General features: G+C 75.6%; 14 protein-coding genes. 5 read left to right on the forward strand and 9 right to left on the reverse strand.

Annotated elements, in window-relative coordinates; genetic code table 11:
* The 5 genes from secE to G5C62_RS20825 form a co-directional block, all read right to left on the reverse strand.
* Window positions 1-67: preprotein translocase subunit SecE (gene secE, locus G5C62_RS28750; protein WP_277424812.1), on the reverse strand; the 67-nt coding region annotated here is incomplete at its 3' end.
* Window positions 68-127: 60 nt separating this feature from the next.
* The gene (locus tag G5C62_RS20810) at window positions 128-727 is read right to left on the reverse strand and encodes a TMEM165/GDT1 family protein (protein ID WP_206330763.1); all 600 of its coding nucleotides are present in this window, start codon (window positions 725-727) and stop codon (window positions 128-130) included.
* Between the two features lie 165 nt (window positions 728-892).
* Window positions 893-2,095 (reverse strand): nickel pincer cofactor biosynthesis protein LarC, encoded by a 1,203-nt coding sequence (larC, locus tag G5C62_RS20815; protein WP_164702505.1) that lies wholly within the window; start codon window positions 2,093-2,095, stop codon window positions 893-895.
* A 75-nt stretch (window positions 2,096-2,170) separates the two neighbouring features.
* A complete protein-coding gene (locus G5C62_RS20820) occupies window positions 2,171-4,987 on the reverse strand; it encodes a diguanylate cyclase domain-containing protein (RefSeq protein ID WP_241176039.1) in 2,817 nt (938 codons plus the stop codon).
* A gap of 116 nt (window positions 4,988-5,103) precedes the next feature.
* A complete protein-coding gene (locus G5C62_RS20825) occupies window positions 5,104-6,873 on the reverse strand; it encodes a GGDEF domain-containing protein (protein ID WP_241176040.1) in 1,770 nt (589 codons plus the stop codon).
* 125 nt (window positions 6,874-6,998) lie between these two features.
* Here G5C62_RS20825 and pheA point away from each other — a divergent pair, with 125 nt between their 5' ends.
* The 4 genes from pheA to G5C62_RS20845 all read left to right on the forward strand — a co-directional run bounded on the left by pheA (window position 6,999) and on the right by G5C62_RS20845 (window position 10,435).
* A complete protein-coding gene (pheA, locus tag G5C62_RS20830; protein WP_164702507.1) occupies window positions 6,999-7,952 on the forward strand; it encodes a prephenate dehydratase in 954 nt (317 codons plus the stop codon).
* Window positions 7,953-8,095: 143 nt separating this feature from the next.
* A complete protein-coding gene (locus tag G5C62_RS20835; RefSeq protein ID WP_164702508.1) occupies window positions 8,096-9,124 on the forward strand; it encodes an NAD(P)-dependent alcohol dehydrogenase in 1,029 nt (342 codons plus the stop codon).
* A complete protein-coding gene (locus G5C62_RS20840; RefSeq protein WP_164702510.1) occupies window positions 9,121-9,948 on the forward strand; it encodes an SDR family oxidoreductase in 828 nt (275 codons plus the stop codon). Before G5C62_RS20835 ends, G5C62_RS20840 begins: the two co-directional genes overlap by 4 nt.
* Window positions 9,949-9,958: 10 nt before the next feature.
* Window positions 9,959-10,435: a MerR family transcriptional regulator gene (locus tag G5C62_RS20845; protein ID WP_164702511.1), complete on the forward strand. Its 477-nt coding sequence runs from the start codon at window positions 9,959-9,961 to the stop codon at window positions 10,433-10,435.
* Here G5C62_RS20845 and G5C62_RS20850 read toward each other — a convergent pair.
* The 3 genes from G5C62_RS20850 to G5C62_RS20860 form a co-directional block, all read right to left on the reverse strand.
* Complete coding sequence (locus tag G5C62_RS20850; RefSeq protein WP_164702513.1) at window positions 10,432-10,773, reverse strand: co-chaperone GroES; 342 nt, start codon at window positions 10,771-10,773, stop codon at window positions 10,432-10,434. The two genes, G5C62_RS20845 and G5C62_RS20850, sit on opposite strands and share 4 nt — an antisense overlap.
* An 85-nt stretch (window positions 10,774-10,858) precedes the next feature.
* Window positions 10,859-11,206, reverse strand: coding sequence for a metallopeptidase family protein (locus G5C62_RS20855; RefSeq protein ID WP_164702514.1), 348 nt, complete (start codon window positions 11,204-11,206; stop codon window positions 10,859-10,861).
* A 10-nt stretch (window positions 11,207-11,216) separates the two neighbouring features.
* On the reverse strand, window positions 11,217-12,650 hold the full coding sequence (locus G5C62_RS20860; RefSeq protein WP_164702516.1) for a GuaB1 family IMP dehydrogenase-related protein: 1,434 nt from the start codon (window positions 12,648-12,650) through the stop codon (window positions 11,217-11,219).
* 222 nt (window positions 12,651-12,872) lie between these two features.
* On the opposite strand from G5C62_RS20860, the gene G5C62_RS20865 reads away from it, so the two are divergent.
* Window positions 12,873-13,256 carry a hypothetical protein gene (locus G5C62_RS20865; RefSeq protein ID WP_164702518.1) on the forward strand — a complete coding sequence of 128 codons (384 nt, stop codon included), beginning with the start codon at window positions 12,873-12,875 and terminating at the stop codon, window positions 13,254-13,256.
* A gap of 5 nt (window positions 13,257-13,261) precedes the next feature.
* Here the strand turns inward: G5C62_RS20865 and G5C62_RS20870 are convergent.
* The coding region (locus G5C62_RS20870; protein WP_206330764.1) for a glycosyltransferase at window positions 13,262-14,155 on the reverse strand (894 nt) is incomplete at its 5' end.

The following is a 14,155-nucleotide window of genomic DNA, read 5'->3' on the forward strand; positions in this document are numbered from 1 at the left end:
GCTCCTTGCGACCGGGCCAGATCACCTTGCGCAGCTCGGCGACGACCTCGCGGAGGAACCGCCCCAGGTCCCGCTTCTTCCGCTGTTCGGCGGCGCGTTCGCGCTCGGCGGCGGCTGACCGGGGCGCTCAGCCGGTGAGGGTGCGGACGGTCTCCACCACGGCGACGACGGCGAAGACCAGGAAGAGCCCGGCGGCGATCCGGTGCAGCAGCGTCACCGGGAGGCGGTCGGCGAGCTTGCGGCCCAGGAACGCGGCCAGCCCGGAGATCACCAGCAGCGCCGCCCAGGCCCCGACGAACACCGAGAGCGGCTCCTCGTAACGGGCGGCCAGTCCGGCGGTGGCCAGCTGGGAGAGGTCGCCCCACTCGGCGGCGAACAGGACGCCGAAGGAGATCGCCGCCGCCCGCACGAACGACGTCTGCTCGCGGGCCTGCACGGTCGCCTCGTCCTCGTCCCCGCCCTTGCGGGACTCCCGCCACAGCAGCACGGCGCCGGTCAGGAACAGCACCGCGACCACGGCGCTGACCACCGCCTCGGGCAGCAGCGAGAGCAGGCTGCCGGCGGTCACCGCGATCGCCACCTGCAGGCCGAAGGCCAGGCCGACGCCGACGAACACCGGCAGCGGCGGGAACCGGGTGGCCAGCACCAGGGTGGCGAACAGCGTCTTGTCGGGCAGTTCGACGGGGAGGATCAGCAAGAAGGCGGCCAGGACGACGGACAGGACCACGAGTTCTCTCTCTGCTCGCGCGACCGGCCGGGGCATGCGGGGCGCCTCCGTCCGGCAGCGCACCGATGGGTGGACTGCGGGCGGAAGGTCTCGCCCACCCGCGGCGTCGCGGGCCCGCTGACCGGGCGCGCGGACGCGCCAGCATGTCGACCAGCGGTCGGGGGGCTACTCCCCTTCTGGGTGCAGGAGCGTAGCCGACGTCCCCGGGTAGGCCCGGTGCGCCGCTGCGGTCGCCGCCCGCAGCACCTCCTTCGCCGGCAGCCCGAGCGAGCGGGCCAGGGCCGCCACGTCCTCGAACTCGACGCTGACGTTCACCACCCGGCCGTCGATGTCCGCGACCTTGATGCCCACGGAGCTGCCCAGCACCGGCACGGTGCGCTCGACCCGCTGCAGGGCGACCTTCTGCACCTCCTGCACGCGCAGCCCGATGGTCGAGGTCGAGGCCACGACGACGTCCTGCACCGCCGCGCGCACCGCGGGCCGGCAGAGCACCGACAGCGTGTGCGCCGGGCGGCCCTTCTTCATCAGGACCGGGGTGAGCCAGGCGTCCGAGGCCCCGGCCGCCAGCAGCTCGGCGAGCACACCGGGCCACAGCCGGGGGTCGAGGTCGTCGACGTTGGTCTCCAGCAGCAGCCCGGTGGCCGGCTCCTCCACCGGCTCGCCGAGCACCAGGCGCACGAGGTTGGGCAGCTGCTCGGGGTCGCGGCCGCCGGCACCCGACCCGACCCGGGCCACCCGCATCGGCGGCAGCGTCGTCCACTCCTGCACGTGCGCGGCGAGCAGCGCCGCACCGGTCGGGGTGCACGTCTCCGCCGGCACCGGGCCGGCGACCACCGGTACGCCGCGCAGCAGCTCCAGGACGGCGGGGCCGGGCACCGGGACGACGCCGTGCGCCCCGCGGGCCGAGCCGCTGCCCAGCGCGACGGGGGAGGCGGTGAGCCGCTCCAGCGCCAGGTGGGCGAACCCGGCGACCACCCCGACGACGTCGGCCAGCGCGTCCAGGGCCCCGACCTCGTGGAAGTGCACCTCGTCGGCGGACACCCGGTGCACGCGGCCCTCGGCGACCGCGAGCCGTTCGAAGACGGCCAGGGCACCGTCCCGGACGGCCGGGGGGAGTGCGGCGTCGGCCAGGACCGTCCGGACGTCGGCCCAGGTGCGGTGGACGTCGCTGGCCGGGGCGTGCACGTGCACCCGGGTGGCGCCCAGCCCGTGCCGGGTGGTCGGCTCGGCGGTGAGGGTGACCGGCTCGACCGGCAGCGCGGCGACGGCGTCGGCCAGCACGTCCAACGGCACCCCGGCGTCGACCAGCGCGCCGAGCAGCATGTCGCCGGAGGCACCCGCCGAGAGGTCCAGCCACCCGATGGTCACGGGCTGATCATGACCTGAGCGAGTGGGTCATCGGCAACCGGTCGCCCGACACGCCGGGCAGCCGTCCGCCGATGGTCAGCTCGGCAGGGACGCGGTCCGGCGCGCGATGCGGGCGGCGAAGACGCCGGCGGACCAGCCGTTGTCGATGTTGCTGACCACGACGCCGGGCGCGGCGGAGTTGAGCATGGTGAGCAGCGCGCTGAACCCGCCGAAGGAGCTGGCGCCCTGGCCGGCCGACGTCGGGACGGCGACCACCGGCACCTCGGTCAGCCCGCTGACCACGCTGGCCAGCGCGGCGTCCAGACCGGCGACGACGACGAGGCAGTCGACGTCGGTGAGCAGCGAGCGGTCGGTGAGCAGCGGGCGGATCCGGTTGCCGCCGACGTCGTCGACCCGGACCACCTCGGTGCCGGTGACCCGCGCCACGAAGGCCGCCTCGGCGGCGATCGGGGTGTCGCCGCTGCTGGCGCAGAGCACGCCCACCCGGCCGACCGGCTCGGGCACCGGGCCGACGGCGGCGGACATCGCCGCGGCGTCCATCGTCGTGTACGCGTCGTGCTCGGTGGCCAGCGCGACCAGGGTGTCGGCGCTGGCCCGCACCACCACCGCCGGGTGCTGGGGGTGCTCGCGGCGGGCCTCGCGCACCAGGGCGAGCACCTGCTCGGTGCTGCGTCCGGTGCCCCAGATGACGTCCGGGCCCGTCGTCAGGGCCGGCACGTCGATCATCGGAGCAGGGGACGGCGACGGGCTCACCACCGGAGCCGCGGGCTCGGCGGACTCCAGCCGTCGCCCGGCCGACGGACCCCCGAAGAGCTCGTCCAGCGGGCTGCCCGTCCGGGCCGGCGGCTCGACGTCGGGCGCCTCGACGGCGGGCTCCTGGACGGCGAGCTCCTCCGCGGTCGGCTCGACCAGCAGGGGGGCGAAGCCGCCGGTGGCGTCCGCCGGCTGTTCGTCGTCCTCCTCGGGCAGCGGGGAGGCGGTCACGTCGCGGACGGGAGGCGGCGTCGGGGCGTGCTCGGTGGCCTCGACCGGGCCCGCGTCGTCCGCCGCAGGAGACGGGTCGATCGCCGGCAGGGCCTCGGCTACCTGACCGTCGATGGTCGTCGGGGCTGCGTCGGCGGCCCGGGTCTGGGTCACCCCGGACAGCCGGACGACCCGGTCCCGCCCGGCCCGCTTGGCGTCGTAGAGCACCCCGTCGGCGGCGGCGAACAGGGTGCGCCGGTCGTCGCCACGGGCCGCCTGCGCGATGCCGACGCTGATCCGCACCGGCACCTCCACGCCGAGGGCCGACCAGTCGTGCGCGGCGATCGACCGGCGGATGCGCTCCATGGCCCGCTCGGCCTGCTCGGACGTCGTGTCCGGCAGCAGGATGACGAACTCGTCGCCGGCCCAGCGGCACACCTCGTCGGTGTCCCGGCAGCCGTCGACCAGCAGCTGGCCGACCGCACGCAGCACGGCGTCGCCGGTCGGGTGCCCGGCGGCGTCGTTGATCGCCTTGAACCGGTCGACGTCGACCACGGCCAGTGCGGGCACCGCCCCGGCCGACAGCAGCCCGTCGAGCCGGGCCTCCGCGTAACGGCGGTTGGGCAGGTGGGTGAGCGGGTCCTCGTAGGCCTGGCGGCGCAGCTGACCGGCGGCCCGCTCGGTCTCCAGCAGGCTCTTGCGCCGGCCGAACAGCTCGACCCAGCGGGTGCGCCGCTCGTCGACCCGGTCCAGCTCGTCGGCGAGGTAGGCCTGCAGGTAGGGCAACGCCCGGGCGGCGTCGTCCAGCTCGGCGTGCAGCGTGCACAGCTCGCGCAGCGCGGCCCGGCGCAACCGCGGCAGCCCGTGCTCGGTGGCGGTGGCCAGTGCGGTGGCCAGGTGGTCGTCGGCGGCCCGGGGGTCGCCCGAGCGGCGCAGCGCGCGGCCCAGGCCCAGCTCGGCGGAGGCCAGCAGGGCGCGGTCCTCCACGCTCGACGCCGCCCTGACGACGCTGGTCAGCAGGGACCGGGCGGCGGCGTGCTCGCCCAGGCCGACCAACGCCCAGCCGTGCACGACCTGCGCGTCCAGCAGCCCGGGGACGCCGGGGGGCAGCTGGCCCAGCGCCCGGACGGCGAGGTCGCGGGCCTCGGCGAAGTGCGGTGCCGCGGCGTCGGCGCCGCCGTCGTCGAGCAGGCCCTCGCCGACCTCGGCGCACAGCGCGGCCAGCCGGGTCGCGGCCTCCCCGGCGAGCGCGTCGACGGAGCCCGCCTCGGAGTCGGTGCCGGCCGCGCCGATCGCCTCGGCGGTGACGTCGGCGGCCCGGCGCTGGTAGTCCAGGGCCAGCGGCATGAGCTCCAGGTCGGCCAGCACGGCGGCCAGGGAGCTCAGCGTGTGCACCAGCAGCGGGCTCGGTGGCAGGGCCGGGTCCAGCAGGCTGGCTGCCTCGACCGCCTCGTCCATCGCCGCGTCGACCCGGCGGGACAGCAGCTCGATCCGGGCGTGCCGCGCCAGGCCGGCGGCGCGCTGCAGGTCGTCGTCCTGGGCGTCGAAGGCCGCGCGTGCCGAGCGGACCAGGGAGATGGCCAGGGCCGCGTGCGTGGCCGACTCCGACCGGCTGTCGCGGTCCACGGCCTCGCCCGGGGCGCCGACCGGGCCGTGCAGGTCCAGCGGACCCTCCTGCTCGGGGCCGCCCTCGACCAGGGGGTCGCCCAGCAGGGAGTAGCCGGCCCGCCGCAGGCGCCGGACCAGGAGCTCGGCACGGAGCGTGTCGGCCCAGGCGCGGGCCAGCGAGGTGAGCGGCGGCGCCGGGCGGTCGTCGGCCGGGGCGGGGGGCAGTTCGCCGTCGATCTCGCGCAGCAGCGTCTCGGCCGTGTCGAGCTGCCAGTTCGCCAGGGCTGAGCTCACCTGCTGGTGCAGGAGACCGGGTGGCACCAGGGCACTGTGCCCCGGAGTCGACGGCGTGTCACGCACCGGCGCGTCGGCCGGCCCCTCCTGCCCCATCGGCCCCTCTGGGCCCCGTTCCTCGGGTCGAGGGACGCGCCGCAGCCTCACGACGCGACCTCGGTGCCGTCGTCGAAGGCCCAGCCCGGTCGCCGGGGGGTCGTGCCGAGGACCTCGGCCACCAGGTCGTCGACCGAGGCGTCGGCCGGCAGCCCGCCGGGCCGCGCGGCGGGCGCGGGCGCGTGCTGCCCCCCGCCGGACGCCCGGACCCGGTTGCGGCCGCCGCGCTTGGCGCCGAACAGGTTCAGGTCGGCCCGGTCGAACAGCTCCCGCCAGGACCTCGGCCCCGGCGCGCCGGCCGGCCCCGTGGTGGCGACGCCGATGCTGACGGTCACCGGGGCGGGCATCTGCAGGTGGGCCCACTCGGCGCAGGCGACGGCGCTGCGCAGCCGTTCCGTCGCGACCACGGCCTGTGCCTCGGTGGTGTTCGGCAGCACGACCACGAACTCGTCGCCGGCCCAGCGGAAGACCTCGTCGCCGGTGCGGCTGTGCTGGCGGAGCAGCTCGGCGACCCGGCGCAGCACCGCGTCCCCGTGCAGGTGCGAGTTCTGGTCGTTGACGGACTTGAAGCCGTCGACGTCCACGACGGCCAGCGACACCGGCTCGACGTCCAACCGCAGGTCGGTCAGCCGCCGCTCGGCGCTGCGCCGGTTGCCCAGGCCGGTCAGGGTGTCCTCGAGGGCGTGCCGGCGCAGTACGGCGTTCTGCCGCTCGGCCTCGCGCAACCGGCTGCGGCGCACGAACATCTCCGCCCACAGCTCGCGCCCGCGGCGGTGCGCCCGGGTGGTCTCGGCCCGGTAGGCCTCCAGCCAGTGCAGCGCCTCGGCGGTGGAGCCCATCGCCGCGGTGGCCTGCCCCAGCTCCAGCAGGCACTGGCGGTACCGCCGGCGGTCGTTCACCGCGGCGAAGGCACCGGAGGCGGTGACCAGCAGGTCGATGGCCTCCTCGCCGTGCGCGCCGGGGTCCAGGGCGCACAGCCGGGTCAGCAGCCTGCCCAGCACCAGGTCGGTGTACCCGACCAGCCACAGACCGCCGTCCCCGGCCGACAGGTGCCGGCGCACCCGGCGCAGCGGCGGGAGGGCGTCGTCGAGCCGGCCGGCCAGGGTCAGGGCCCAGGCCTGGACGACGTCGAGCAGGTCGGCGTCGGCGTCGCTCGGGTCCCAGGGCAGTGCGCGGGCGGTGGTCGCGCACTCCAGCGCGGCCTGGGCCAGCTGCTGCGAGCGGTCGAGCTGGCCGCGCCGGTGCACCGTCTGGGCCAGCTCGGCGTGCTGCTGGGCGCACAGCCGGAACAGCTGCCACTGGTCGCCGAGGTCGGGGAGGGCCGCGGCGACCCGGGCACCCCGCAGCGACTGGGCCACGGCGAGCTCCTCGAGGTCCAGCCGGGTCAGCGCCAGGGACAGCCAGTGGTGGGCCTGGTGCAGGGGTCGGCTGGGCGGTTCCCCGGCCAGCTGGTCGGCGAGCAGGCTGGCGTCCACGGCCAGGTGCATCGCCGCGTCGAACCGGTCGGCGGCCACCTCCAGGTGTGCCAGGTAGGCCAGTGTCAGCGCGTGCTCGGCGGACGGGAGGCACTCCGCGAGCGCGGCCCGGGCCGCGCCCACGGCGTCCGCCGCGCCGTCGAGGTCGGCGTCGAAGAGCGCTGCGCGGGCGGTGAAGGCGGCCGACCACGCGTCCCAGCAGGGCTCGCCGGTGGCGGCCAGGTCGTCCGCGGCCACGGCGAACTCGTCGGCGAACACCCGGGCGTCCTCGGCGGCGCTGGCGGTCAGCAGCCGCCAGCGGGCGGTCTGCAGCCGTTCGTCGGCGGACGGCCCAGGGCTCACGCGTCCCTCCACTCAGCTGTCGGGGCACGCCTCGTGCGCGTGCCCGGCCGGTGACGAGGCAGCTCCCCCCGCACCGGGGACCCGACGGGAGTCGGTGTCCGGTACGGCCGCACTACCCTCGCCGGATGCCGACTGCACCACGCAGCACAGCCCCGACGGAGTTCGCCTATCTGGGCCCCGAGGGTACCTTCGCCGAGGCCGCGCTCGGCACCGTCACCGGGTCGCCGGGGACGGTCGGCACCCGACCGGAGGCCAGCGTGGCGGCCGCGCTGACCGCGGTGCGGAACGGGGAGTGCGCCGCCGCCCTGGTGCCGCTGGAGAACTCCGTGGAGGGCTCGGTGCCGGCCACCATGGACGGTCTGGTCACCGGCGACCCGCTGGTGATCACCCGCGAGGTCTTCCTCGAGGTGGCCTTCGTGCTCGCCGTCCGGCCGGGGACCGACGCCGCCGACGTGCGCACCGTGGCGAGCCACCCGCACGCGCTGGCCCAGTGCCGCGGCCGGATCGCCGAGCTGCTGCCGGGGGCCGACGTCGTCCCGGCCGCCTCCACGGCCGACGCCGCCCGCCGGGTCGCCGAGGGGGAGTTCGACGCCGCCGTCTGCGCGGCGATCGCCGCCGACCGCTACGGCCTCGACGCCCTCGTCACCGACCTGGCCGACCACCCGGGCGCCGTGACCCGCTTCGTGCTGGTGGAGCCGCCCGGCGGTCTGCCGGCCCCGACCGGGGCGGACAAGACGACGATCACCGCCGTCGTGCACGACCGCACCGGTGCGCTGCTGGACCTGCTGGCCGAGTTCGCGGTGCGGGGCATCAGCCTCGCCCGCATCGAGTCCCGGCCCACCCGCGAGCGGCTCGGCGTGTACTCGTTCTCCATCGACGTCGAGGGACACGTGTCCGACCGCCGAGTGAGCGACGCGCTGGCCGCGCTGCACCGGCGCTGTGCGGAGGTGCGCTTCCTCGGCTCCTACGCCCGGGCCGACGAGCAGCCGGGCAAGCCGGTGGAGGAACGGGTGGGCGACCAGGCCTTCGCCGCAGCAGAGGAGTGGGTGGCCCGGGTGCGCGCCGGGACGGCGGTCTGACCGTCGTCCTGCAGCACCGCCCATGATCACACAGTGTGCTCCTCCCAGTACTGGAGGCACACCCCGGTACGGGACCGTTCCGTCACACTCGGTCGGGGGCGGGCCTTGCGCTGGAGTGCACTCCAGCTCCTAGCGTCCCCGGCATGAGAGCAGTCACCGGGTTCGCCGCCTCCGGTCCGCGCGCGCCGCTGCGGCCCTTCGAGTTCACCCGCCGGGACCTCCGGCCCGACGACGTCGCCGTCCGCGTCACCCACGTCGGCGTCTGCCACAGCGACCTGCACGCGGTCGAGGCGATGGCCGCCGGCAGCCCGCCGCTGGTGCCCGGACACGAGTTCACCGGGGAGGTGACCGCGGTCGGGGCGGAGGTCACCCGGTTCCGGGTCGGCGACGCGGTCGCGGTGGGCAACATCGTCGACTCGTGCGGTCGGTGCGACAGCTGCCGGGCCCACCGGGAGCCCTACTGCGCCGAGTTCCCCGCGACCACCTACGGCGGCCGCGACCTGCACGACGGCAGCCCCACCCAGGGTGCGTACTCCACGGAGTACGTGGTCCGCGACGCCTTCGTCTACGCCCTGCCCGCCGGGCTCGACGCGGCCGCGGTCGCGCCGCTGATGTGCGCCGGCGTCACGACCTGGTCGCCGCTGCGCCGGGCCGGGGTCGGCCCAGGACAGCAGGTCGGCATCGTGGGCCTGGGCGGGCTCGGCCATCTCGCGGTGCGGTTCGCCGTCGCGATGGGCGCCCGGGTCACGGTGTTCACGAGCTCGCCGGCCAAGGAGGCGGACGCCCGCGCCCTCGGCGCGCACGACGTCGTCGTCTCCACCGACCCGGCGGCGATGGCCGCCGTCGCCGGCCGGCTGGACCTCGTGCTGGACACCGCCTCCGGCGCGCACGACCTCGCGCCCTACCTGGCGGCGCTCCGGTTGGACGGGACGCTCTGCGTGCTCGGCCTCCCGGAGCAGTACGTGGTGTCGCCGATGAGCCTGCTCGGCCGCTCGCTCACCGTCTCCGGGTCCGGGGGCACCGCGGAGACCCAGGAGATGCTCGACTTCTGCGGCGCACACGGTCTCACCGCCGACGTCGAGGTGCTGCCCCTGGCGGAGGTCAACACGGCGTTCGAGCGGCTCGCCCAGGGCGACGTCCGCTACCGGTTCGTGCTGGCGGTGGCCTCGTGACCCGGGTCGACTGGGCCGGGCAGACGACGCTGGTCACCGGTGCCAGCGCGGGGATCGGCGCCGAGTTCGCGCGCCAGCTCGCCGCCCGCGGCTCGGACCTGGTGCTCGTCGCCCGGCGCGCCGACCGGCTGACCGCGCTGGCCGCCGAGCTGACCGCGGCGTCCGGCGTCCGGGTGGACGTCGTCCCGCTCGACCTCGGCCGGCCCGCGGCCGGGTGGGCGCTGGCCGCGGAGGTCGACCGACGGGGCATCGCGGTCACCAGCGTGGTGAACTGCGCCGGCTTCGGCACGCACGGGCCCTTCCACTCGGAGGACGCCGACCGGCTGGCCGAGATGATCGCCGTCGACGTCACCGCCCTGGTCGACGTGAGCCGGGCGTTCGTCGACCGGCTGCGGGCCGGCACCGGCGTGCTGGTGAACGTGGCGAGCATGGCCGCCTACCTGCCCGCGCCCGGCATGGCCGTCTACGCCGCGGCCAAGGCATTCGTGCTGAGCTTCACCGAGGCGCTGTGGGCCGAGTCGCGGGACAGCGGACTGCGGGTGCTCGCCCTCTCGCCGGGCGCCACCGACACCGAGTTCTTCGACGTCGTGGGCAACGACGCCGCCGACGGCGGCCGGGGCCGGCAGTCGCCGCAGGAGGTGGTGGCCACCGCGTTCCGGGCGCTCGACCGACGCAACCCGCCGCCCAGCATGGCGGTCGGCCGGGCCAACCGGGCCTCGGTCCGGGCCGTGCGGCTGCTGACCCGGCGGCGCGCGGTGCTGCTGATGGCCGCGATCACCGGTCGGGCGGCCGAGGACGGGGTGGCGCGCCGTGCCGCCGCCTAGCCTGGCGGTCATGACCGCGGTCACCCGGGAGACGTCCCTCGGCATCCGGCAGGTCTCCGAGGAGACCGGCCTGAGCATCGACACGCTGCGCTGGTACGAGCGGGAGGGGCTGCTGCCGCTCGTGGAGCGGAGCGCCGACGGCCGGCGGCGCTACCCGCCGGGGGCGCTGAGGTTCATCCGGCTGGTGCAGGCGCTGCGCCGGACCGGGATGCCGGTGGCCGACGTCCGGCGCTTCGTCACCCTCGGCGGCGGGGAGCTGGCGCACCACCCGGAGCGGATGGCGCTGCTGGAGCAGCAGTGCGCCCAGATCGAGCAGCGGATGGTCGAGCTGCGCGACGACCTGGCCGTGGTGCAGGCCAAGATCGCCCAGTACCGCGAGCTGATCGCCCGCGGGGTGGACTGCGAGGACGAGCTGCCCGACGACCTGCTCGCGCAGATCTCCGCCGACCCGCGGCTGCGCCGGGTCGTGCCGGGCTTGCCCGCCTAGAGGTAGAGGCCGGTCGACTCCTCGATCCGCTCGGCGGCGACGGCGTGCACGTCGCGTTCGCGCAGGATGACCAGGTCCTCGCCGTGCACCTCGACCTCGTGCTGGTCCTCGGGGGAGAACAGCACCCGGTCGCCGACCTTGATCTGCCGCACGTTCGGGCCGATGCCCTTCGCCTCTCCCCAGACCAGCCGCTTGGCGACCTGGGCAGTGGCCGGGATGAGGATGCCGCCGCTGGACCGGCGGTCGCCGTCCTCCTTGCGGAGGGAGACCAGCAACCGGTCGTGCAGCATCTTGATCGGCAACCCGCCGGCGTTCGCGTCGTCCTCAGGCACGTCCATGAACGCTACCTCGCGGTGTTGCCCCGGACCGGCCCCCTTGCAGGGGCCCGCCCCGAGCTCGCGAGGGGTGGGGGGCAAGGGGTCCTCACGCCCAGCCGAGGGCGTGCAGCTTCTCCTCGTCGATGCCGAAGTGGTGGGCGATCTCGTGGACGACGGTGATCGTGACCTCCTCGGCCACCTGCTCCTCGTCCTCGCAGATGTCGCAGATCGCCTCGCGGTAGATCATGATCCGGTCCGGCAGCGCCCCGGAGTGGTCCCAGCCGCGCTCGGTCAGCGCGTAGCCCTCGTAGACGCCCAGCAGGTCCGGTTCCTCGGGGTTCCGGTCCTCGACCAGCACGACGACGTTGTCCAGCAGCGCCATCAGCTCCTCGGGCACCTCGTCCAGGGCGTCGGCGACGAGCTCCTCGAAGCGGCGGAGCGGGATCGCGTCCATCAGCGCCGGGTCACCAGCTGGTCGGCAGCGGGCGGCCCTCCTCGTAGCCCGCTGCGCTCTGCACGCCCAGCACCGCACGCTCGTGCAGCTCGTCGACCGTGCGCGCCCCGGCGTAGGTGCACGACGAGCGGACGCCGGCCACGACCTGGTCGATCAGGTCCTCGACGCCGGGCCGGGCCGGGTCCAGGTACATCCGCGAGGAGCTGATCCCCTCCTCGAACAGCCCGGCGCGGGCCCGGTCGAAGCCGCTCTGCGTCGACGTCCGGGCCTTGACCGCGCGGGCCGAGGCCATCCCGAAGCTCTCCTTGTACCGGCGGCCGGTGCCGTCCTCGTACAGGTCCCCGGCGCTCTCGTAGGTGCCGGCGAACCAGGAGCCGACCATCACGTTCGCCGCGCCGGCGGCCAGCGCGAGGGCGATGTCGCGGGGGTGCCGCACGCCGCCGTCGGCCCAGACGTGCCGGCCCAGCTCGCGGGCGGCCGCGGCGCACTCCTCGACCGCGGAGAACTGCGGGCGGCCGACGCCGGTCATCATCCGGGTGGTGCACATGGCGCCGGGGCCGACGCCGACCTTGACGACGTCCGCCCCGGCCTCGATCAGGTCGCGGGTGCCCTGCGCGGTCACCACGTTGCCGGCGACGACCGGCGTCGAGCCGGCCACCGAGCGCACCGCGGCCACCGCCTCGATGGCCTTCTCCTGGTGCCCGTGGGCGGTGTCGACGACGAGCACGTCGACCCCGGCGGCGAGCAGGGCGCTGGCCTTGCCGGCGACGTCGCCGTTGATGCCGACCGCCGCGGAGGTGAGCAGCTGACCGTCGGGCCCGGTGGCCGGGGTGTAGATCGCCGAGCGCAGCGCGCCCTTGCGGGTGATGACGCCGACCAGCCGGTCGCCCTCGACCACCGGGGCCGCGCTCACCCGCTCCCCGGACAGGACGTCGAAGACCTTGGGCAGGTCGGTGCCGGCCGGGATGGTCAGCGGGTCGCGGGTCATCACCTCGGCCAGCTGGGTGAACCGGTCGACGCCCTGGCACTGGCCGTCGGTGACGATGCCGACCGGGGCACCGGCCTCGACCACCACGACGATGCCGTGCGCCCGCTTGGTCAGCAGCGACAGCGCCTCACCCACGGTGGAGGTGGGGGAGAGCGTGATCGGGGTGTCGTAGACCGGGTGCCGGTGCTTCACCCAGGACACCACCTCGCCGACGACGTCGACCGGGATGTCCTGCGGCAGGACGGCGAGGCCACCGCGCCGGGCCACGGTCTCGGCCATCCGCCGTCCGGAGATCGCGGTCATGTTGGCGACGACGATCGGGATCGTCGTCCCCACCCGGTCCGGGGTGGTCAGGTCGACCTCCAGCCGGGAACCGACCGTCGAGTGCGCCGGCACCATGAAGACGTCGGCGTAGGTCAGGTCGTGGGCCGGGCGGGCGTCACCGAGGAACCGCATGCCCCCAGTGTCCCGCAGTCGCCGGACGCCGGAGTCACGGCGGTCCTCTTGGCAGGACTTGCCCGCCTGTCGGTGCCGACGACCGCGATCGGCTCACTAGCGTGCCGCCGGTACGGACCTCCGATAGGCGGTCTTCCGCCGATCGGGGTGGTGGCGCCGTCGTGCCGCTCGTCGTCTCCTACACCGCTGCGGCACCGCAGACCGTCTCCGGGACGGTGACCCTTGTCGTGCAATGAGCGCACCGGGGGCCGGGGCCGGACGGCGCGGGCGGTCCTCGCCGGGGCGGTGCTGGCCCTCACCGCGACCACGACCGCCTGCGGGTCGGGGTCGGGCACGGAGGCCGCAGCGGGCACCGCCGCTCCGGCGGGCACGGCTGCCGACTCGGTCACCCGGCAGCTCGCGGAGGTGGAGTTCGTCCGCCAGTGCACGATCGCCTCGCTGAGCTTCGCCGAGGAGGCCGGGATCACCACCGACCTCGACGACCGCCTCGCCGCCGCCGGCTTCACCCACCAGCAGTGGAAGGAGTGGCACGACGCGCTCGTCGACTCCCCGGCGTTGGTCGACCAGTTCGCCGAGATCAGCGCCGCGGGTTGTCCCGGGGGCTGACCGGGTCAGTTCCGGACGGGGACGAGCTGGTCCTCGGCGACCGGTCCCTCGGGGAGCGCGATCCCACCGGCGAAGCCCACCCGCGGCATCGCCGTCCACACTGGCGCCCGCCGGGTGAGCGCGGCGACCAGGCCACGCAGCCGGAACCAGGCGTGCACCTGGCGGTAGCCCACGTTCTCCAGCACCCCGGCGGCCAGCAGGGCCAGCAGGTCCCGGCCCCGGCGGTACCGGTGGAAGGTGAACTCCTCGACCGCGATCGTGGTCGTCGACAACAGCGTCCCCAGCGCCAGGGCGAAGCCGACCATCAGCAGCGCCGTGCCGACGTCCAGCAGCCCCAGGCCGGCCGACAGGGCCACCGAGGCCAGCCCCACCACCTCGACCACCGGGCCGAGCAGTTCGAACAGCAGGAAGAACGGCAGCGCGATGGTGCCCACGGCGCCGTAGCGGGGGTTGCCCATCATCCGGCGGTGCTTCCACAGCAGCTGTCCCAGGCCGTGGGCCCAGCGCTTGCGCTGCCGGCCCAGCACCTGCCACGTCTCCGGCACCTCGGTCCAGCAGACCGGCTCCGGCACGAAGACGACGCGGTGCGGACGACGCTCGCGGCGCAGCTTCTCCTGCAGGGTGACGACCAGCTCGGCGTCCTCGGCCAGCGACCGCGGGTCCAGGCCACCGATCTCGACGAGCAGGTCACGGCGGAACAGCCCGAAGGCCCCGGAGATGATCAGCAGTGCGTTCGCGTCCGCCCAGCCGGTGCGCCCCAGCAGGAACGAGCGCAGGTACTCCACGGCCTGGATCCGCACCAGCCAGTTGCGCGACAGCCGCGGCTCCAGCACGGTGCCCCGGTCGGTGAGCGCCCCGTTGGCCGTCCGGATCACGCCACCGGAGGCCACCACCTGGGT

It is taken from the genome of Modestobacter sp. KNN46-3, from assembly GCF_011039295.1.